Source organism: Pseudomonas sp. LG1D9 (assembly GCF_002949995.1).
GTDB lineage: Bacteria > Pseudomonadota > Gammaproteobacteria > Pseudomonadales > Pseudomonadaceae > Aquipseudomonas > Aquipseudomonas proteolytica.
Genome location: NZ_CP026881.1, coordinates 3,949,919 through 3,970,376 on the forward strand (window position 1 = coordinate 3,949,919; position 20,458 = coordinate 3,970,376).

A 20,458-nucleotide genomic window follows, 5' to 3' on the forward strand; every position below is an offset into this window, starting at 1 on the left:
ACGCTGCACATCACTTCAGTGGGTGCGGGTGACTTTGCTCAGGTGGCGCGGCTGGTCGGGGTCCATGCCCCGGGCCTGGGCCAGGCCGGCGGCCATTACGTAAAAGCTCTGGATCGCCAGGATCGGGTCCAGGGCCGGGTGTTCGGCGCGGCTCAGGGTCAGGTCGCGCTCGGCGATATCGTCGGGTGCGGCCAGCAGTACGCGGGCGCCGCGTTGGCGCATTTCCGTGGCCAGGGTCAGCAACCCCGGCTGTTCGGCGCCGCGTGGGGCGAACACCAGCAACGGGTAGTTGGCGTCGATCAAGGCCATCGGCCCGTGGCGCACTTCGGCGCTGCTGAAGGCTTCGGCCTGGATCGCCGAGGTTTCCTTGAGTTTGAGCGCGGCTTCCTGGGCGATGGCAAACCCGGCGCCACGGCCGATGACCATCAGGCGCTGGCAATCGCGCAGGGCGTCGATGGCCAGGCTCCAGTCCTGGGTCGCCGCTTCGCGCAGGCCGGCAGGCAAGGCGTGGCAGGCTTCGAGCAGGCCGTCTTCCTGGTTCCAGTGGCCGACCAACTGGGCACTGGCGCTCAAGGTGGCGATAAAGCTCTTGGTCGCGGCCACACTGCGTTCGGGGCCGGCGCACAGGGGCACATGGAATTCGCACGCGGCCTCCAGGGGCGAGTCTTCGGCGTTGACCATCGATACGCTCAACGCCCCGCGCTTGCGCAGCAGGCGCAGGCTGTTGACCAGGTCCGGGCTTTGCCCCGACTGGGAAAACCCGAAGGCGGCCTGACCGCTGACTTTCAGCGGCGCCTGCGCCAGTGTCACCACCGACATCGGCAGCGACGCCACCGGCACGCCCACGTGTTGCATGGTCAGGTAGGCGAAGTAGCTGGCGGCGTGGTCCGAACTGCCACGGGCGACGGTCATCGCCACTTGCGGCGGCTGGCGGCGCAGGCGGCCCGCGACTTCGGCCAGCAGCGGGTCGAGGCATTGCAATTGGGCCGCGACGGCCTCACAGGAGGCCAGGGCCTCTTCAAGCATTTTTGAAGTCAATGGTTTCTCCTTCGACCATTACGTCGGTGAGGTGCAGGGAGCGGTCCAGGCGCACGCAGTCGGCAAAACTGCCGGGTTGCAGGCGGCCGCGTTGTTCCAGGCCCAGATAGTCCGCAGGAAATTGCGACAGGCGCTGTGAGGCTTCGTTGATCGGCAGGCCGATCTTCACCAGGTTGCGCAGCGCCTGATCCATGGTCAGGGTGCTGCCGGCCAGGGTGCCGTCGGCCAGGCGCACGCCGCCCAGGCATTTGGTCACGGTATGGCTGCCCAGCTTGTATTCACCGTCGGGCATGCCGGCGGCGGCCGTGGAGTCGGTGACGCAGTACAGGCAGGGGATCGAGCGCAGGGCCACGCGCATGGCGCCGGGGTGCACGTGCAGCAGGTCCGGGATCAACTCTGCGTATTTGGCATGGGCCAGGGCGGCGCCGACGATGCCCGGCTCGCGGTGATGCAGCGGGCTCATGGCGTTGTACAAGTGGGTGAAGCTGGTCGCGCCGGCGGCCAGGGCGGCGACGCCTTCTTCATAGCTGCCCAGGGTATGGCCGATCTGCATGCGCACCCCGCGTTGGCTGAGCGCGCGGATCAGGCCGTCATGGCCGGCGATTTCCGGGGCAATGGTGATCACCCGGATCGGGGCCAGGCGCAGGTATTCCTCAACCTCGGCCATCAGCGCTGTGTGGGCGAAGTTCGGTTGGGCACCGAGTTTTCCCGGGTTGATGTAGGGGCCTTCCAGATGCACCCCCAGCACTCGGGCGCTGCCGGCCGGGCGCTGTTCGCAGAACTGGCCGAGTTCGCCGAGCACCCGGGAGATTTCCTCGACCGGCGCAGTCATGGTGGTGGCCAACAACGAGGTGGTGCCGAAACGCACATGGGTGCGAGTGATGGTCTCGAAGGCGCTGCGGCCTTCCATGATGTCCTTGCCGCCGCCGCCGTGCACATGCAGGTCGATAAAACCCGGCAGCAAGTAGGGCAGGTCGTTGTCGGCCGGATCGCAAGGCACGCCTTCGACGGCGCTGACCTTGCCTTCGTGGTGCACCAGGCGGCCGCGAATCCAGCCGTGGGGCGTGAGGATATTGTCTTCGGACATGGCAGTTCTCTAAGGCCGCAACTCGGCGGCAAAGTCATAGCGACGCAGCTCTGCGACAAAGTCGTAGTAGTCGTTGCGGCAGTAGGTGTCGGTGATCTCGATGGGCGTGTTGTCGGCGGTGTAGCCGACCCGGGTCATCAGCAGCATGGCGGTGCCGGGGGCGATGCCCACCAGGGCCGCGAACTCGTCCGAGGCGTTGATTGCCTGGATGTGTTGCAGGGCCCGCACCACCGGTTTGCCGATGCCTTCCAGGTATTCGTAGAGCGAGCTGCCAATGGCCTGGGGGTTGGGAATGATCGAAGCGGGCAGGGCGCTCATCTCGATGGCCATCACGGTGTCGTCCGCTTTGCGCAGGCGCTTGAGCCGCGCCACTTTGTCGGTGGGCGACAGGCCCAGGCGGATCAGTTCTTCATGGGTCGGGGGGGTGATCTCGCGCACCAGCCATTGCGAACTGGGGGCAAACCCCTTGAGCCGCAGCATTTCGCTGAACCCCGAAAGGCGCGACAGCGGTTGTTCCAGGCGCGGCGTAATAAAAGTCCCGGAGCCTTGGCTGCGGCGGATCAGGCCTTGGGCGAACAACACTTCCAGGGCTTTGCGGGCGGTGACCCGGGAAATGCTCAACTGCTCGCTGAGCACGCGCTCCGAGGGCAAGGCCTGCTCGGATTTCCACTGGCCGGCATGGATCGCGGCTTCCAGGTTGCGGGCCAGTTGCAGGTACAGCGGCGTGGATTGTCGGTCGTCAGGACGCAGGGTCTGGATGGGATTCATCTGTAGGGTTTCCGATGCGTTATTGGAGTGTTGTCGCCCGGTAATGGCCGGAAATTAATACCACTTAAATACCATGTCAATGCCGCCAAAAGCGTGCACACGGCTGTTTGCAGGCACCTTAAAGGTGCCTGGTATCAAGTGGTATTAGAGAGGTCTTTATCGCGCGCAGAAAGACGCAGCCCCTGGCAGTGAAATGGTATTCACCGGCAGGGGCTGTGGGGGAGGCAGGTTTTTTTTGAATTATTTTACGAACGGTGCCGGTTACGGGCGGATCTCGATCATCGTGCCGTCCTTGACCAGGTTCCACACTTCGCGCATGTCGACATTGCGCATGCCGATGCAGCCGTCGGTCCAGTCCAGGGTGTGGAACCACTGTTCGGGGTATTCCTCACTGTCTGGCGTGCCGTGGATCATGATCATGCTGCCGGGCTTGACCCCTTCGCGGCGCGCGCGGGCGGCATCGCTGATATTGGGGTAGGAGATGTGCATGGACAGGTTGAAGCGGTCGCTGGTCTTGCGCCAGTCGATCCAGTAGAAGCCTTCCGGGGTGCGGCGGTCGCCTTCGATCAGCTTGTGGCCCTTGGGGTTCTTGCCCAGGGAAATACGGTAGGTCTTGAGCGGCTTGCCGTCGTTGATCAGTTGCAACTGATGGGCGGACTTGAGCACCAGGATCTTCTCGACGGGTTTGCCGCCCAGGGTTTGCAGGGTGGTGGCGCACGACAGGCTGGCGAACGACAGGCAGAGCAGGGCAAGCAACCAACGCATTGAAACGATATCCGTATAAAGGCTTATTGCGCCGGTTGAGTCGCAGGCGGCACCGATTCGCTGCGCACGGGGAACACCTGTTGCCGACGGTCAGCGAAAAAGCATTCTAAGGTACGCCTGACCGTGCGGAAAGCTAGCTCGGACCAAGGGATATCGGCTTCATCGAACAGCCTGACTTCCAGGCTCTCGGGGCCGGCGGCAAAGTCCAGGTCGATCAGTTCGGCGCGGTAGAAAATATGCACCTGGCTGATGTGCGGTACATCGATCAACGTGTAGATGCTCAGGTTGCGCACCCTGGCGCAGGCTTCCTCAAGGGTTTCGCGCATGGCGCCCTGTTCGACGGTCTCGCCGTTTTCCATAAAGCCTGCAGGCAGGGTCCAGAAGCCCAGGCGCGGTTCGATGGCCCGTCGGCACAGCAGCACCTGGTTGCCCCAGACGGGCAGGGTACCGGCGACGATATTGGGATTCTGGTAGTGAATGGTCTGACAGTGGTCACACACATAACGCAGGCGTGCATCGCCTTCGGGAATGCGCTGGATGACCGGTTTACCGCACTGGCTGCAGAAGTTCATGCTTGGGTTCCTGGGGACTGCGCCTATCTTGGCGTGCAGGGCAGTGGCCTGCAAGTTGTCGTTTAGCGACACCGCCGGGGTTTTGGGGTTGGGCGCCCGTACGCTTTGGTGCATGATGCAAGGTAGCCAACAGATCGAGATGACTCATGCTGGACGAGCTACTTCGCCGGGTAAGCAATCACACGCCACGCACGCTGGAAACTGACGGACGTTTCCCCGAGGCCGCCGTGCTGGTGCCGATTACCCGTAGTGACGAACCCGAGCTGATCCTGACCCTGCGTGCCAGCGGGCTGTCGACCCACGGTGGCGAAGTGGCCTTTCCGGGAGGGCGGCGCGACCCGGAAGACCCGGACCTGGTGTTCACTGCCCTGCGCGAGGCCGAAGAAGAAATCGGCCTGCCGCCGGGCCTGGTGGAAGTGATCGGCCCCTTGAGCCCGCTGATCTCCCTGCACGGCATCCGTGTGACCCCGTATGTGGGGGTGATTCCCGATTATGTCGAGTACCTGGCCAACGACGCCGAGATTGCTGCGGTATTCAGCGTGCCCCTGGAGTTTTTCCGCCAGGACCCGCGCGAGCACACCCATCGCATCGATTACCAGGGCCGCAGTTGGTACGTGCCCAGCTATCGGTTCGGTGAATACAAGATCTGGGGCCTGACGGCGATCATGATCGTAGAGTTGATCAACCTGCTCTATGACGATGCCGACATCAGCCTGCATCGACCGCCGAAAAGCTTTATCAATACCTAAGCCATCGTTTGAATGGCAAGCCGTGAGGGAAGACCATGAAATACCGCCTGGGCGATGCCCGCGTCGAGACCCATCCACACAGCTGGGTGGCGCCCAATGCCACGCTGGTGGGCAAGGTCAAGCTGGAAGAGGGGGCCAACGTCTGGTTCAACGCGGTGTTGCGTGGCGACAACGAACTGATCCTGATCGGCAAGAACAGCAACGTGCAGGACGGCAGCGTGATGCACACCGACATGGGCTACCCGCTGACCCTGGGCACCGGTGTGACGGTTGGGCATAACGCCATGCTGCATGGCTGCACCGTCGGCGACTACAGCCTGATCGGCATCAATGCGGTGATCCTCAACGGTGCCAAGATCGGCCGGCATTGCATCATCGGCGCCAACTCGTTGATCGGCGAAGGCAAGGAAATCCCCGATGGCTCGCTGGTGATGGGCTCGCCCGGCAAGGTCGTGCGGGAATTGACCGAGCAGCAGAAAAGAATGCTGGAGGCCAGTGCTGCGCACTATGTGCATAACTCCCAGCGCTATGCCCGTGATCTGGTCGAGCAGTCAGAATGAACCCGGTTGAACGCCCCGTAGCCTCGCCCTGTGTGAGTATTTGTGCGCTGGATGACGACGATATCTGCACGGGTTGCCAGCGCAATGTCGATGAAATCACGCGTTGGAGTCGCATGGACAATGCCGAGCGCCGGGTGGTGCTGGGGCTGTGCCATGAACGGGCGAAGGCCAGTGGAATGTTGTGGATGATCCCCGGAAAATCCGACGCCTGATATTTTTGAATGGCGAGCGAACCTGTTGTGGCGAGCGGGCTTGTTGTGGCGAGCGGGCTTGCCCCGCGCTGGGCTGCGTAGCAGCCCCAATAAAACCTCCGCGGACGTTCAGGTACACCGCAGCGCCTGTCTTTAGGGCTGCTACGCAGCCCAGCGCGGGGCAAGCCCGCTCGCCACACTAGGTCCAGTGGTCACAACAAGTCCGCTGGCCACAAAAATAACTGTTGAGCTGTCGCCGGCTGGCGCGGTGTGTCTGGAGTACCTAGGGCGCTTGGAGAGGGCCTCTGTGGTGAGCGGGCTTGTCGGAACGCCGCATCGCCCGCGCTGGGCTGCGCAGCAGCCCCAATAAAACCTCCGCGGACGTTCAGGTAAACCGCAGCGCCTGTCTTTAGGGCTGCTACGCAGCCCAGCGCGGGGCAAGCCCGCTCGCCACATTAGGTCCAGTGGTCACAACAAGTCCGTTGGCCACAAAAATAGCTGATGAGCTGTCGCCGGCTGGCGCGGTGTGTCTGGAGTACCTAGGGCGCTTGGAGAGGGCCTCTGTGGCGAGCGGGCTTGTCGGAACGCCGCATCGCCCGCGCTGGGCTGCGCAGCAGCCCCAATAAAACCTCCGCGCACGTTCAGGTAAACCGCAGCGCCTGTCTTTAGGGCTGCTACGCAGCCCAGCGCGGGGCAAGCCCGCTCGCCACATTAGGTCCAGTGGTCACAACAAGTCCGTTGGCCACAAAAATAACTGTTGAGCTGTCGCCGGCTGGCGCGGTGTGTCTGGAGTACCTAGGGCGCTTGGAGAGGGCCTCTGTGGCGAGCGGGCTTGTCGGAACGCCGCATCGCCCGCGCTGGGCTGCGTAGCAGCCCCAATAAAACCTCCGCGCACGTTCAGGTAAACCGCAGCGCCTGTCTTTAGGGCTGCTACGCAGCCCAGCGCGGGGCAAGCCCGCTCGCCACATTAGGTCCAGTGGTCACAACAAGTCCGTTGGCCACAAAAATAGCTGATGAGCTGTCGCCGGCTGGCGCGGTGTGTCTGGAGTACCTAGGGCGCTCGGAGAGGGCCTCTGTGGCGAGCGGGCTTGTCGGAACGCCGCATCGCCCGCGCTGGGCTGCGCAGCAGCCCCAATAAAACCTCCGCGCACGTTCAGGTAAACAGCAGCGCCTGTCTTTAGGGCTGCTACACAGCCCAGCGCGGGGCAAGCCCGCTCGCCACATTAGGTCCAGTGGTCACAACAAGTCCGTTGGCCACAAAAATAGCTGATGAGCTGTCGCCGGCTGACGCGGTGTGTCTGGAGTACCTAGGGCGCTTGGAGAGGGCCTCTGTGGCGAGCGGGCTTGTCGGAACGCCGCATCGCCCGCGCTGGGCTGCGCAGCAGCCCCAATAAAACCTCCGCGGACGTTCAGGTAAACCGCAGCGCCTGTCTTTAGGGCTGCTACGCAGCCCAGCGCGGGGCAAGCCCGCTCGCCACAATAGGTTCAGTGGTCACAACAGGCCCGCTCGCCACAGGGTTTCTTGTGCAGTACCCTGTGGCCCTTGCCCACAGGTCCATCGCCCCATGCTCTTCCTGATCGCCTATATCAGCAGCGTTGTGCTGATCAACTTCGCCTTTTCCACTGCCCCGCATCTGGATGTCATCTGGTCCGCCTGGGGTGGCCTGGTGTTTATCCTGCGTGACATGGTGCAAACCCGCTTCGGCCACGGGGCGATCATCGCCATGCTCGCGGCGCTGGTGCTGTCCTATATCACCTCCGATCCGTCTATCGCCTTGGCCAGTGCCACGGCGTTCGCGGTGTCCGAGTGCATCGACTGGCTGGTTTTCAGCATCACCAAGCGCCCATTGCATGACCGGCTGTGGATCAGTTCGGCGCTGAGTATTCCCCTCGATACCTTTATCTTTTTTGGCCTGATCGGCGCGTTGACGCCCGCTGTGGTCGGCACCGCCCTGGCCTCGAAATTTGCGGGGGTCACCGTGGTGTGGCTGGCCATGGCCTGGCGTTTGCGTCGCCAGCGTGTCGCCAACTGAGGCCAACGCCTGCGGTTCATGTAAAATGCCGGCCTTTCTCCCCCTGATCCGCTCCCCTGAGGACCTGAGATGACCCGAATCGGAACTCCATTGTCGCCAACCGCGACCCGCGTATTGATGTGTGGCTGCGGTGAGCTGGGCAAGGAAGTGGTAATCGAGCTGCAACGCCTGGGCGTTGAAGTGATTGCCGTGGATCGCTACGCCAACGCGCCGGCCATGCAGGTGGCGCATCGCAGCCATGTGATCAACATGCTCGATGGCGCGGCCCTGCGTGCGGTGATCGAAGCGGAAAAACCGCATTTCATCGTCCCGGAAATCGAAGCCATCGCCACCGGCACCCTGGTGGAGCTGGAGGCCGAAGGCTTTACCGTGATCCCCACCGCCCGCGCGGCGCTGTTGACCATGAACCGCGAGGGCATCCGCCGCCTGGCCGCTGAAGAGCTGGACCTGCCGACCTCGCCGTACCACTTTGCCGACACCGTCGAAGACTTCCGCAAGGCCGTCGAAGACCTGGGTTTCCCATGTGTGGTCAAGCCGGTGATGAGTTCGTCGGGCAAGGGCCAGAGCCTGTTGCGCAGTGCCGATGATGTGCAAAAAGCCTGGGACTACGCCCAGGAAGGCGGCCGCGCCGGTAAGGGCCGGGTGATCATCGAAGGGTTTATCGATTTCGACTACGAAATCACCCTGCTGACCGTGCGTCACGTGGGCGGCACCACCTTCTGCGCGCCAGTGGGTCACCGCCAGGAGAAGGGCGACTACCAGGAGTCCTGGCAGCCCCAGGCCATGAGCCCGGCGGCACTGGCTGAATCCGAGCGCGTCGCCAAAGCCGTGACCGAGGCCCTGGGTGGCCGTGGCCTGTTTGGTGTCGAGTTGTTCATCAAGGGTGATCAGGTGTGGTTCAGCGAAGTTTCGCCGCGCCCCCACGACACTGGTCTGGTGACCTTGATCTCCCAGGACCTGTCGCAGTTTGCCCTGCATGCGCGGGCGATTCTGGGCTTGCCGATTCCGTTGATCCGTCAGTTCGGGCCATCGGCATCGTCGGTGATCCTGGTGGAAGGGCAGTCGACCCAAACCGCTTTCGCCAACCTCGGCGCAGCCCTCAGCGAGCCAGATACCGCGCTGCGTCTGTTCGGCAAGCCAGAAGTGAATGGCCAGCGCCGCATGGGCGTGGCGTTGGCGCGGGATGAGTCGATCGAGGCTGCCCGGGCCAAGGCGACCCGTGCCTCGCAGGCAGTGGTTGTAGAGCTCTAAAAGCATCGCGGGCAAGCTCGCTCCCACATTTGGAATACATTCCCAGTGTGGGAGCGGGCTTGCCCGCGATAGCGGTCTATCAGGCGACCTTGTTCAAATCATTATCCCGCGTCTCTTTCAGGCACAGCACCGCAATCAAACTCAGCAACGCTGCCGCCGACACATACCCGCCGACATAACTCAGCCCACCCATTGCCACTAGCTTGGTCGCAAAGAACGGTGCGGCCGAAGCCCCGACGATCCCGCCCAGGTTATACGCCGCCGAAGCCCCGGTATAACGCACGCGTGTCGGAAACAATTCCGGCAACAATGCCCCCATCGGTGCAAATGTCACGCCCATCAGGAACAGTTCCAGGCACAGGAACAACGCCACCGCCCAGGTCGAGCCATGGGTCAGCAACGGTTCCATGGTGAAGCCCGAGAGAATTGCCAGCACCGCACCGACGATCAGCACCGGCTTGCGCCCGTAACGGTCACTGGCCAGGGCCGCCAGCGGCGTGGCGGCGCCCATGAACAGCACGGCAAAGCACAGCAGGGCGAGGAAGGTTTCGCGGCTGTAACCCAGGGTGCTCACACCGTAGCTCAGGGAAAATGCCGTGGTGATATAGAACAGCGCATAACACACCACCATCGCCGCGGCGCCCAGCAGCACCTGCAGCCAATGCTGGCTGAACAGCTCCACCAACGGCACTTTCACCGGTTTTTCCTTGGCCACGGCGTTGGCGAATACCGGGGTTTCATGCAGTTTCAGGCGGGCATACAGACCCACCATCACCAGCGCGGCGCTGAGCAGGAACGGAATGCGCCAGCCCCAGTTGCGGAATTGCTCGTCATCCAGGTTCATCGCCAGGATCAGAAACAGCCCATTGGCCGCCAGGAACCCAATGGAAGGCCCCAACTGCGGGAACATGCCGAACCAGGCGCGCTTGCCCTTGGGCGCGTTCTCGGTGGCCAGCAGGGCGGCGCCGCCCCATTCCCCGCCCAGGCCCAGGCCCTGGCCAAAACGCAGCACACACAACAGGATCGGTGCCCAGGCGCCAATGCTGTCGTAACCCGGCAGCAAGCCGATCAAGGTGGTGCACACGCCCATCAGCAGCAATGAGGCCACCAGCGTCGATTTACGCCCGATGCGGTCACCGAAATGGCCGAACAGCGCCGAGCCCAATGGCCGGGCGATAAACGCGATACCGAAGGTCAGGAACGCCGCCAGCATCTGCGCGGTGCCGGAACTCTGCGGGAAGAACACCGGGCCGATCACCAGCGCAGCGGCCGTGGCGTAGATATAGAAGTCGTAGAACTCGATGGCCGTGCCGATGATGCTCGCGGTCGCGACGCGGCTGGTCGAGTTGGTCGGGGCGGCGGGAGCGGCCTCGTTATAGGTGGTGCTCATTGAGGTATCCCTGATGGTCATTGCGCCTTTGGCGCGGATTATTATTGGTCTTGCACCCATGGATCAGGGCAGTGCGCGGCATCGGCTCGGGATGGGAGCGAGTACCGGTCAGACACGATAAAGCGGTGCCTGGACACGCTCAGTGCGGATAGCACGCGGTCGGGCGGGGCTTGGGTAAGCGGGATCGATTATAGGAAGGCGCGCGCGGATACAACAAGAGGTGCGAACGCAGGAGATCAAATGTGGGAGCGGGCTTGCCCGCGATGCAGGCGCCTCGGTGTATCAGTGCTACCGAGGTGATGCTATCGCGGGCAAGCCCGCTCCCACACAAGCCCAGCCGCGGTGAGTCAGGTGGCTATCGGTGCCGAGCCGATATGCCAGATCAGTACCTTGCTTACCCGGTTGTCCTCGGTCTCGAGGATTTCCAGGCGATAGCGGCCGATTTTCAGGCACACCGCGCAATCGGGAATGGTCTCCAGCGCTTCGGTCACCAGGCCGTTGAGGGTCTTGGGGCCGTCGCTGGGCAGGTGCCAGCCCAGGCACTTGTTGAGTTCGCGGATCGACACCGCGCCATCAATCACATAGCGACCGTCTGGCTGGGGCTGGATCAGCGGGTTGTCCAGGCTCTGTTCGCTTTCGAATTCGCCGACGATTTCTTCCAGGATGTCTTCCAGGGTGACGATGCCCAGCACTTCGCCATATTCGTCCACCACCATGCCCAGGCGGCGTTGCTGTTTGTGGAAGTTCAGCAATTGCAGCTGCAGCGGCGTGCTCTCCGGCACGAAGTACGGCTCGTGGCAAGCCGCGAGCAGGGCGTCCTTGGTCAGGCTGGCGTCGGGTAGCAAGTGCTGGATCTGGCGGGTGTTGAGCACCGCCTCGACCTGGTTGATATCGCTGTGGAACACCGGCAGGCGTGTGCGCTGGGAGGTGCGCAGTTGTTCGATGATGTCTTCGATAGGGTCATCGAGGTTGATGCCGTCGACTTCACTGCGTGGCACCAGGATGTCATTGACGGTGATGTTGTCCAGGGCGTGGATGCCGGGCATGCCCGGGGCGCGGTCTTCGCTGTCGTCCGTGGCCTGCTCGTCGGAGCGGTCGGGCTGAGGCTCGTCGCTATTCTTGACGATCCCCGACTTGCGGGCGAAAGGGCGCAGCAGCAGCAGGCTGATGCCATTGAGCACCCAGGCCAGGGGGTAGAGGATCTTTAGCGGGATGCCCAGCAGTGTATTGCCAAACCCCAGCACCGCGTGCGGATAGCGGGTGGCCAGGGTGCGGGGCAGGTAGTCGGCCAGTACCAGCAACAGCGCGCTGGAGATCAGCCAGCCGAGCCAGGGACCGTTTTCGGCCCAGACATGGATCGCCAGCAGGGTGCAGAGAATCACCACCACCGCGCGGCACAGGGTGTTGCACAGGATCAGGCTGTTGCGCGGGAAGCTGAGGCGGGCAGCGGCCTTGTCGCCCTGGCGTGTACCAGGGCGCAGGGCCAGCAAATGGTGCTGGGCGGCTTCGATGGCGGTAAACAGCGCCGACCACAACACCAGCAGCGCGACTACCGCGAGCATTGGCTCAAGGGGCAAGTTGTCCATGATCGTTGCCCGTCAGATATGCAGGATGAATTCGCGAACCAGCTTGCTGCCGAAATACGCCAGCATCAGCAGGCAGAAACCGGCCAGGGTCCAGCGGATCGCTTTGTGCCCACGCCAGCCCAGGCGATTGCGGCCCCACAGCAGCACGCTGAACACCACCCAGGCCAGGCACGCCAGCAGGGTCTTGTGGACCAGATGCTGGGCGAACAGGTTCTCGACGAACAGCCAGCCGGAAATCAGCGACAGCGACAGCAGCGTCCAGCCGGCCCAGAGGAAGCCGAACAGCAGGCTTTCCATGGTCTGCAGCGGCGGGAAGTTCTTGATCAGCCCCGAAGGATGCTTGTGCTTGAGCTGGTGGTCCTGCAAAAGCAGCAGCAAAGCCTGGAACACGGCGATGGTGAACATGCCGTAGGCGAGGATCGACAACAGGATATGGGCGAGGATGCCCGGCTCCTCATCGATCACCTGCACGGTGCCGGTGGGGGCGAATTGCGCCAGCAGCACCGTCAGCATCCCCAGGGGGAAGAGCAGCAACAGCAGGTTCTCCACCGGGATCCGCGCGCAGGCCAGCAGCGTCAAGGCGATGACCGCAGCGGCAATCAGGCTGGCGGCGCTGAAAAAGTCCAGGCCCAGGCCCACCGGCGTCATCAGGTGGGTGAACAGGCTGGCGGCGTGGGCCAGCAAGGCTAGCACGCCAAGCCCGGCCAGCAGGCGTTTGTCCGCCCTGGCGCGTTGAGCCAGGCGGGTGCCCTGATAGAGGGTCGCAGCGGCATACAAGAGTGCGGCGGCGAGACTGGGTAGCAAACTGGGTGACAAAGGGAGCATAAATCCTGTTAGGCAAGCCCGAAAGCCGATGAGTTTGGCACACACCTGCGTTCCACGAAAGACCACCGGGCCAGACAGCGGGTGTGCATGGCGGCAGTCTTCGCTATAATCCGCGACCTGCCCACGCCGCAGGCTCGCCGAGCGCTGTTTTTAATAGCGATTTATCACAGCCTGGGCCGCCATTACCTCGGTCTACCAATGCATTTCGATGAATAGGGCCTGAAAGGATCGCGCATGTTTGAAAATCTGACTGACCGTCTCTCGCAGACGCTGCGCCATGTCACCGGCAAGGCCAAGCTGACCGAGGACAATATTAAAGACACCCTGCGCGAAGTGCGCATGGCATTGCTGGAAGCCGACGTTGCCTTGCCTGTGGTCAAGGATTTCGTCAACTCGGTCAAGGAACGTGCGGTCGGCACTGAAGTGTCCCGCAGCCTGACGCCGGGCCAGGCCTTTGTGAAGGTCGTCCAGGCCGAGCTCGAAAGCCTGATGGGCGCGGCCAACGAAGACCTGAACCTCAGCGCCGTGCCGCCGGCCGTTGTGCTGATGGCCGGTTTGCAGGGTGCGGGTAAGACCACCACCGCTGCCAAGCTGGCGCGCTTCCTCAAAGAGCGCAAGAAAAAGTCCGTGATGGTGGTCTCGGCCGACGTATACCGTCCGGCCGCGATCAAGCAGTTGGAAATGCTCGCCGGTGAAGTCGGCGTGACCTTCTTCCCGTCCGACCTGAGCCAGAAGCCGGTCGACATCGCCAACGCGGCTATTAAAGAAGCCAAGCTCAAGTTCATCGACGTGGTGATCGTCGATACCGCCGGTCGCCTGCACATCGATGAAGAGATGATGGGCGAGATCAAGGCGCTGCATGCCGCGATCAACCCGGTAGAAACGCTGTTCGTGGTCGACGCCATGACCGGCCAGGATGCGGCCAACACCGCCAAGGCCTTTGGTGATGCACTGCCGCTGACCGGCGTGATCCTGACCAAGGTCGACGGTGATGCCCGTGGCGGTGCCGCACTGTCGGTGCGCGCAATCACCGGCAAGCCGATCAAGTTCATCGGTATGGGCGAGAAGACCGAAGCGCTCGAGCCGTTCCACCCTGAGCGTATCGCCTCGCGTATCCTTGGCATGGGCGACGTGCTCAGCCTGATCGAGCAGGCCGAACAGACCCTCGACAAGGACAAGGCCGACAAACTGGCCAAGAAGCTGAAGAAGGGCAAGGGCTTCGACCTCGAAGACTTCCGTGACCAGCTGCAACAGATGAAGAACATGGGCGGCCTCGGCGGCCTGATGGACAAACTGCCGAACATCGGCGGTGTGAACCTGGCGCAAATGGGCAATGCCCAGGGTGCGGCAGAGAAGCAGTTCAAGCAGATGGAAGCCATCATCAACTCCATGACCCCGGCCGAGCGCCGCGACCCTGAGCTGATCAGCGGTTCGCGCAAGCGTCGGATCGCCATGGGTTCCGGCACCCAGGTGCAGGACATTGGTCGCTTGATCAAGCAGCACAAGCAAATGCAAAAGATGATGAAGAAATTCTCGGCCAAAGGCGGCATGGCCAAAATGATGCGCGGCATGGGCGGTATGATGCCCGGTCGTGGCATGCCGAAGATGTAAAGAATTCGCGCAAGAGTTCGCTCTTGTGCAGACCCACAGGGACGTGGGATCTCCAGCAAACCCGCCGTTGGCGGGAGCTGACTCGCCGTTTTAACCGACGGCTCTATAGCAGATCTGAATGGCACGCGGTCAGGCGCCGGAAAAAGACATTTGCAAAAGTCCGGATATTCCTTAGAATATGCGGCCTTTCGGGCACCCATGCCCGCTGTGCATTTAGATTTGCAGCACCGACTACAGGAACGATGTTCACATGCTAACAATCCGTCTTGCCCTTGGCGGCTCCAAAAAGCGCCCGTTTTACCACTTGACCGTAACCGACAGCCGCAACCCGCGTGACGGTTCGCACAAGGAACAGGTTGGTTTCTTCAACCCTGTTGCTCGTGGTCAAGAAGTTCGTCTGTCCGTGAACCAAGAGCGCGTAGCCTACTGGCTGAGCGTTGGTGCACAGCCTTCCGAGCGTGTTGCCAAGTTGTTGAAGGACTCGGCTAAGGCCGCAGCCTGAGCAATATGAACGCGACGCCAGCTGTTGCTGATGATTTGATCGTTATCGGCAAGATTTACTCTGTTCATGGCGTTCGCGGCGAAGTGAAGGTGTATTCCTTTACTGATCCGACTGAAAACCTGTTGCAGTACAAGACCTGGACGCTCAAGCGCGAAGGTAGTGTGAAACAGGTCGAGCTGGTCAGTGGACGCGGGAACGACAAGTTCCTGGTCGCAAAGCTCAAGGGTCTCGATGATCGTGAAGAAGCACGTCTTCTGGCCGGTTATGAGATCTGCGTGCCGCGCAACCTGTTCCCTGAATTGACCGACGGCGAGTACTACTGGTACCAGCTGGAAGGTCTGAAGGTTATTGATCAACTCGGGCAATTGCTTGGGAAAATCGATCATCTTCTGGAAACCGGCGCCAATGATGTAATGGTGGTCAAGCCTTGCGCTGGCAGCCTGGATGATCGCGAACGCCTGTTGCCCTATACCGAGCAATGTGTGTTGGCCGTCGACCTGGCAGCGGGCGAGATGAAGGTGGAATGGGATGCGGACTTCTAAGCGTGGCTAATTTGCGCATTGAAGTGATCAGTTTGTTTCCCGAGATGTTTTCCGCCATCAGCGAGTACGGCATCACCAGTCGGGCGGTGAAACAAGGGCTCTTGCAGCTCACTTGTTGGAACCCGCGAGACTACACGACGGATCGACATCACACTGTGGACGATCGCCCATTTGGCGGTGGCCCGGGCATGGTGATGAAGATCAAGCCCCTGGAAGACGCCCTGGTTCAGGCCAAGGCAGCAGCAGGGGAGAAGGCGAAGGTAATTTACCTGTCCCCTCAAGGCCGCCAGCTGAAACAGGCTGCGGTACGCGAACTGGCGAATGAGGAAGCACTGATCCTGATTGCCGGTCGCTATGAAGGCATTGACGAGCGTTTTATTGACGCTCATGTCGATGAAGAGTGGTCGATTGGGGACTATGTCCTGTCTGGCGGTGAGCTGCCGGCGATGGTCCTGATAGATGCGGTTACACGACTGCTGCCTGGAGCTTTAGGGCATGCGGACTCCGCGGAGGAAGATTCCTTCACGGATGGTTTGCTGGATTGCCCGCACTACACCCGACCGGAGGTGTATGCGGATCAGCGTGTTCCCGACGTATTGCTAAGTGGCAATCACGCACACATCCGGCGTTGGCGTTTACAGCAGTCCCTTGGTCGGACCTATGAACGACGCGCCGATCTTCTGGAAAGCCGCTCGCTTTCTGGAGAAGAGAAGAAGCTGCTCGAGGAATACATCCTCGGGCGGGACGATAGTTAACAACGTATCGATGGTAGATCCGACGATTTACCTTAGGAGCACAGCATGACTAACAAAATCATCCTTGCACTCGAAGCAGAGCAGATGACCAAAGAGATCCCTACCTTTGCCCCGGGCGACACCATTGTCGTTCAGGTGAAAGTGAAGGAAGGCGACCGTTCGCGTCTGCAAGCGTTCGAAGGCGTAGTTATCGCCAAGCGTAACCGTGGTGTGAACAGTGCTTTCACTGTTCGTAAAATCTCCAACGGTGTTGGCGTAGAGCGTACTTTCCAGACCTACAGCCCGCAAATCGACAGCATGGCCGTTAAACGTCGCGGTGACGTACGTAAAGCCAAGCTGTACTACCTGCGTGACCTGTCCGGTAAAGCAGCTCGCATCAAGGAAAAACTGGCTTAAGTCCAGCTTCCCGATGCAGAAAAAAGCAGCCTACGGGCTGCTTTTTTGTGCCTGAAATTTGCCACTTGCCCGGAACCCGTTCATGACCGCCCGTCTCGAAGAAATCCAGCGTCGCACCGACCTGTCTGTGACCCATGTAACCAAGGCCGTATTCCCGCCGACCACCAACCACCACAACACGCTGTTTGGCGGCACTGCATTGGCGTGGATGGATGAAGTGTCATTCATTACCGCCACACGTTTCTGCCGCTTGCCGCTGGTGACGGTTTCCACCGATCGTATCGACTTCAACCACGCGATCCCGGCCGGTTCCATCGTCGAACTGATTGGCCGGGTGATCAAGGTCGGTAACACCAGCCTCAAGGTAGAAGTGCAAGTGTTTGTCGAGAGCATGAGTGCCGATGGTCGCGAGAAGGCGATCCAGGGTGTGTTCAGCTTTGTGGCAATCGATGCCGACAAGCGTCCGGTGCCGGTGCTGCCAGGGTTTGTAGACTGACCTGAGACCGCGTCGCTGCTCTTGCAGGCAAGGCATGCATTTCCCTGTGGGAGCTGGCTTGCCTGCGATAGGATCTACCAGACACTGAAGTAATCAACCTGAGCCCCCATGCCCGCCATTGACCACCCCCTGATCGACCGCTTCCTTGATGCCCTCTGGCTGGAAAAAGGCCTGTCGGACAACACTCGCCAGTCCTACCGCAGCGACCTGGCTCTGTTCAATGGCTGGCTATTGGAGAGAAACCTCGAGCTGAGCCAAGCCGGGCGCGAGTTGATCCTCGATCACCTGGCCTGGCGCCTTGAACAAAACTACAAACCGCGCTCCACCGCAAGATTTCTCTCGGGAGTGCGTGGGTTTTATCGCTACTTGCTCCGGGAAAAGCTGATTGCGGTCGACCCGACCCTGCAAGTCGATATGCCGCAACTCGGCAGGCCATTGCCCAAATCCCTGTCGGAAGCCGACGTTGAAGCCCTGCTGGCCGCGCCCGACCTGAGCGAGGCCATCGGCCAGCGTGATCGCGCCATGCTGGAGGTGTTGTATGCCTGCGGCCTGCGCGTCACCGAGCTGATCAGCCTGACCCTGGAGCAGGTCAACCTGCGCCAGGGCGTGTTACGGGTGATGGGCAAGGGCAGCAAGGAACGCCTGGTGCCCATGGGTGAAGAGGCGATCGTGTGGGTCGAGCGCTATATGCGCGATGCCCGCAGCGAACTGCTCGGCGGGCGCCCCAGTGACGTGCTGTTTCCCAGCCTGCGCGGCGAGCAGATGACCCGCCAGACCTTCTGGCATCGCATCAAGCACCAGGCCAAGGTGGCCGGGATCGGCAAGTCGCTGTCCCCCCACACCCTGCGCCATGCGTTCGCCACCCATTTGCTCAACCACGGCGCGGACTTGCGGGTGGTGCAGATGTTGCTGGGTCATAGCGATCTGTCGACCACGCAGATTTACACCCACGTGGCGCGCGCAAGGTTGCAGGAGCTGCACGCCAAACATCACCCAAGGGGCTGACAGGCCCCAATTTGGCCGCCGGCGTCTGCCCTGGCGCCCAATTGTGGTAGGCTTTGCCGGTTTGCAAAGGGGACGGCCCCGAGCCGTGTTTCCAGATCGGCGTCCTGGCCTTCGTCCCTGCATCTGCCTTCAGGAGTTCCCATGCGCTTGACCCAGATTTTCGCCGCCGCAGCTATTGCGTTGGTCTCAACCTTTGCCGTCGCCGATGACGCCGCCGAGAAGACAATCCGTAAGAGTCTGGAAAGCCTCCAACTCGAAACCCCGGTCGAAAGCATCAGCGCCAGCCCCATGGCCGGCCTGTATGAAGTCAAACTCAAGGGCAGCCGCGTGCTGTACGCCAGTGCCGACGGCCAGTACATCGTCCAGGGCTACCTGTTCCAGTTGAAAGACGGCAAGCCGGTCAACCTCACCGAGAAGGCCGAGCGCCTGGGCGTGTCCAAGTTGATCAACGGCATTCCGGTTGCCGAAACCGTGGTGTACCCGGCCATTGGCGAGACCAAGACCCACATCACCGTATTCACCGACACCACCTGCCCGTACTGCCACAAATTGCACGCCGAAGTGCCTGAGCTGAACAAAATGGGCGTCGAAGTGCGCTACGTCGCGTTCCCGCGCCAGGGCCTGGGTTCGCCGGGCGACAAGCAGTTGCAAGCGGTCTGGTGTTCGGCTGACAAGAAAGCCGCCATGGACAAGATGGTCGACGGCAAGGACATCAAGGCTGCTGCCTGTGCCAACCCGGTGTCCAAGCAGTTCAACCTGGGCCAGTCGATCGGCGTGAACGGTACGCCGGCCATCGTTTTGGCAGACGGCCAGGTCATTCCGGGCTACCAGCCTGCACCACAAATCGCCAAACTGGCGTTGGGTGCCAAATAAGCAGTATCGTCGAGCCTTTGACGGTCAGACCCGCCGAGCTGTCGACGGGTCATTAATAGCGAGCCGCAGTTGTGCGGCTGTTTTTCACGGCCGACCTTGAGTCGGCCGTTTCATGGGGAGTTCTTCAGTGAAACCGGTCAAAGTAGGCATCTGTGGGTTAGGGACCGTCGGTGGCGGCACCTTGAACGTACTTCAGCGTAATGCTGAGGAAATTTCCCGCCGTGCAGGGCGTGGGATTGAAGTGGCACAAATTGCCATGCGTACGCCAAAGCCTCAGTACCAAACGACCGGTATTGCGATTACCAACGATGTCTTCGACGTGGCCACCAACCCTGAAATCGATATCGTCATCGAGCTGGTGGGCGGCTACACCGTCGCCCGTGAGCTGGTGCTCAAGGCCATCGAAAACGGCAAGCATGTGGTCACTGCCAACAAGGCGCTGATTGCCGTGCACGGCAATGAAATCTTCGCCAAGGCCCGCGAGAAGGGTGTGATCGTTGCGTTCGAAGCAGCGGTGGCCGGCGGTATCCCGGTGATCAAGGCGATCCGTGAAGGCCTGTCGGCCAACCGCATCAACTGGGTAGCCGGCATCATCAACGGCACCGGTAACTTCATCCTGACCGAAATGCGCGAGAAGGGCCGTACCTTCGAAGACGTGCTGGCCGAGGCCCAGGCCCTGGGTTACGCCGAAGCCGACCCGACATTTGACGTCGAGGGCATCGACGCAGCGCATAAGCTGACTATCCTGGCGTCCATCGCCTTTGGCATTCCGCTGCAGTTCGACAAGGCCTACACCGAAGGCATCACCAAGCTGACCACCGCCGACGTGAACTACGCCGAAGCCCTGGGCTACCGCATCAAGCACCTGGGCGTAGCGCGCAGCACCGCGGCCGGTATCGAATTGCGCGTACACCCGACCCTGATCCCGGCCGATCGCCTGATCGCCAACGTCAATGGCGTGATGAACGCGGTGATGGTCAATGGCGACGCCGCCGGTTCGACCCTGTTCTACGGCGCTGGCGCCGGCATGGAGCCGACCGCTTCCTCGGTGATTGCCGACCTGGTGGACGTGGTTCGTGCCATGACCAGCGACCCGGAAAACCGCGTGCCGCACCTGGCGTTCCAACCGGACTCGCTGTCGGCGCACCCGATCCTGCCGATCGAAGCCTGCGAAAGCTCCTACTACCTGCGCATCCAGGCCAAGGATCATCCGGGCGTGTTGGCCCAGGTGGCCAGCATCCTCTCGGAGCGCGGTATCAACATTGAGTCGATCATGCAGAAGGAGGTCGAAGAACACGACGGCCTGGTACCCATGATCCTGCTGACGCACCGTGTGCTGGAACAGCACATGAACGATGCCATCGCCGCCCTGGAAGCCTTGCAAGGCGTGGTCGGGCCGGTGGTACGGATCCGCGTCGAACACCTTAACTAACGATAGGTTGCAGAGGCCCCGCAGGTTCGGC

Annotated in this window: 22 protein-coding genes; 14 read left to right on the plus strand and 8 right to left on the minus strand. The window is 61.6% G+C overall.

All coding sequences use genetic code 11. The features are described 5' to 3' along the window. Positions 1-15: 15 nt before the first annotated feature. The 5 genes from C5F71_RS18455 to C5F71_RS18475 form a co-directional block, all read right to left on the minus strand. Positions 16-1,038, minus strand: coding sequence for an SIS domain-containing protein (locus tag C5F71_RS18455; protein WP_029296152.1), 1,023 nt, complete (start codon positions 1,036-1,038; stop codon positions 16-18). Next, positions 1,019-2,125, minus strand: a complete 1,107-nt coding sequence (nagA, locus tag C5F71_RS18460; RefSeq protein ID WP_104911691.1) for an N-acetylglucosamine-6-phosphate deacetylase — start codon at positions 2,123-2,125, stop codon at positions 1,019-1,021. The genes C5F71_RS18455 and nagA overlap by 20 nt, the downstream gene beginning before the upstream one ends. Positions 2,126-2,134: 9 nt before the next feature. Next, on the minus strand, positions 2,135-2,893 hold the full coding sequence (locus C5F71_RS18465; protein WP_029296156.1) for a GntR family transcriptional regulator: 759 nt from the start codon (positions 2,891-2,893) through the stop codon (positions 2,135-2,137). A 261-nt stretch (positions 2,894-3,154) separates the two neighbouring features. Beyond that, complete coding sequence (locus C5F71_RS18470) at positions 3,155-3,658, minus strand: murein L,D-transpeptidase family protein (protein WP_029296160.1); 504 nt, start codon at positions 3,656-3,658, stop codon at positions 3,155-3,157. Positions 3,659-3,681: 23 nt separating this feature from the next. Next, positions 3,682-4,230: an NUDIX hydrolase gene (locus C5F71_RS18475; protein ID WP_070994758.1), complete on the minus strand. Its 549-nt coding sequence runs from the start codon at positions 4,228-4,230 to the stop codon at positions 3,682-3,684. Between the two features lie 146 nt (positions 4,231-4,376). On the opposite strand from C5F71_RS18475, the gene C5F71_RS18480 reads away from it, so the two are divergent. The 5 genes from C5F71_RS18480 to purT all read left to right on the plus strand — a co-directional run bounded on the left by C5F71_RS18480 (position 4,377) and on the right by purT (position 9,014). After that, positions 4,377-4,979, plus strand: coding sequence for a CoA pyrophosphatase (locus C5F71_RS18480; RefSeq protein ID WP_029296164.1), 603 nt, complete (start codon positions 4,377-4,379; stop codon positions 4,977-4,979). 35 nt (positions 4,980-5,014) lie between these two features. Beyond that, the gene (locus tag C5F71_RS18485) at positions 5,015-5,539 is read left to right on the plus strand and encodes a gamma carbonic anhydrase family protein (RefSeq protein WP_104911692.1); all 525 of its coding nucleotides are present in this window, start codon (positions 5,015-5,017) and stop codon (positions 5,537-5,539) included. Next, positions 5,536-5,751, plus strand: a complete 216-nt coding sequence (locus C5F71_RS18490; protein WP_029296168.1) for a DUF1289 domain-containing protein — start codon at positions 5,536-5,538, stop codon at positions 5,749-5,751. The genes C5F71_RS18485 and C5F71_RS18490 overlap by 4 nt, the downstream gene beginning before the upstream one ends. 1,544 nt (positions 5,752-7,295) lie before the next feature. After that, the gene (locus tag C5F71_RS18500; protein ID WP_029296170.1) at positions 7,296-7,763 is read left to right on the plus strand and encodes a VUT family protein; all 468 of its coding nucleotides are present in this window, start codon (positions 7,296-7,298) and stop codon (positions 7,761-7,763) included. A gap of 69 nt (positions 7,764-7,832) precedes the next feature. Next, positions 7,833-9,014 (plus strand): formate-dependent phosphoribosylglycinamide formyltransferase, encoded by a 1,182-nt coding sequence (gene purT / locus C5F71_RS18505; protein WP_104911693.1) that lies wholly within the window; start codon positions 7,833-7,835, stop codon positions 9,012-9,014. A 79-nt stretch (positions 9,015-9,093) separates the two neighbouring features. On the opposite strand, the gene C5F71_RS18510 is transcribed toward purT, so the two are convergent. The 3 genes from C5F71_RS18510 to C5F71_RS18520 form a co-directional block, all read right to left on the minus strand. Continuing rightward, positions 9,094-10,404, minus strand: coding sequence for an MFS transporter (locus C5F71_RS18510; RefSeq protein WP_104911694.1), 1,311 nt, complete (start codon positions 10,402-10,404; stop codon positions 9,094-9,096). Positions 10,405-10,751: 347 nt separating this feature from the next. Further along, positions 10,752-11,990 (minus strand): HlyC/CorC family transporter, encoded by a 1,239-nt coding sequence (locus tag C5F71_RS18515; protein ID WP_104911695.1) that lies wholly within the window; start codon positions 11,988-11,990, stop codon positions 10,752-10,754. 12 nt (positions 11,991-12,002) lie between these two features. Beyond that, positions 12,003-12,815 carry an inner membrane protein YpjD gene (locus C5F71_RS18520; RefSeq protein WP_029296177.1) on the minus strand — a complete coding sequence of 271 codons (813 nt, stop codon included), beginning with the start codon at positions 12,813-12,815 and terminating at the stop codon, positions 12,003-12,005. A 234-nt stretch (positions 12,816-13,049) separates the two neighbouring features. Between C5F71_RS18520 and ffh the strand changes: the two genes are divergently transcribed. The 9 genes from ffh (at position 13,050) to C5F71_RS18565 (ending at position 20,427) form a co-directional block, all read left to right on the plus strand. Then, the gene (ffh, locus tag C5F71_RS18525; RefSeq protein WP_076962110.1) at positions 13,050-14,426 is read left to right on the plus strand and encodes a signal recognition particle protein; all 1,377 of its coding nucleotides are present in this window, start codon (positions 13,050-13,052) and stop codon (positions 14,424-14,426) included. Positions 14,427-14,676: 250 nt separating this feature from the next. Continuing rightward, positions 14,677-14,928 carry a 30S ribosomal protein S16 gene (gene rpsP, locus C5F71_RS18530; protein WP_003175899.1) on the plus strand — a complete coding sequence of 84 codons (252 nt, stop codon included), beginning with the start codon at positions 14,677-14,679 and terminating at the stop codon, positions 14,926-14,928. Between the two features lie 5 nt (positions 14,929-14,933). Beyond that, positions 14,934-15,470, plus strand: coding sequence for a ribosome maturation factor RimM (gene rimM, locus C5F71_RS18535; protein WP_010565276.1), 537 nt, complete (start codon positions 14,934-14,936; stop codon positions 15,468-15,470). Further along, entirely contained in the window at positions 15,452-16,225 is a 774-nt protein-coding gene (gene trmD, locus C5F71_RS18540) for a tRNA (guanosine(37)-N1)-methyltransferase TrmD (protein ID WP_169852258.1), read from the plus strand. Before rimM ends, trmD begins: the two co-directional genes overlap by 19 nt. 45 nt (positions 16,226-16,270) lie before the next feature. Next, on the plus strand, positions 16,271-16,621 hold the full coding sequence (gene rplS, locus C5F71_RS18545; RefSeq protein ID WP_003175895.1) for a 50S ribosomal protein L19: 351 nt from the start codon (positions 16,271-16,273) through the stop codon (positions 16,619-16,621). A gap of 82 nt (positions 16,622-16,703) precedes the next feature. Next, positions 16,704-17,117 (plus strand): acyl-CoA thioesterase, encoded by a 414-nt coding sequence (locus C5F71_RS18550; protein ID WP_104911696.1) that lies wholly within the window; start codon positions 16,704-16,706, stop codon positions 17,115-17,117. Between the two features lie 108 nt (positions 17,118-17,225). After that, on the plus strand, positions 17,226-18,122 hold the full coding sequence (gene xerD / locus C5F71_RS18555; protein WP_092233889.1) for a site-specific tyrosine recombinase XerD: 897 nt from the start codon (positions 17,226-17,228) through the stop codon (positions 18,120-18,122). 141 nt (positions 18,123-18,263) lie between these two features. Next, positions 18,264-18,995 (plus strand): thioredoxin fold domain-containing protein, encoded by a 732-nt coding sequence (locus C5F71_RS18560; protein ID WP_029296279.1) that lies wholly within the window; start codon positions 18,264-18,266, stop codon positions 18,993-18,995. Positions 18,996-19,122: 127 nt separating this feature from the next. Further along, a complete protein-coding gene (locus tag C5F71_RS18565; RefSeq protein ID WP_029296281.1) occupies positions 19,123-20,427 on the plus strand; it encodes a homoserine dehydrogenase in 1,305 nt (434 codons plus the stop codon). Positions 20,428-20,458 lie beyond the last annotated feature (31 nt).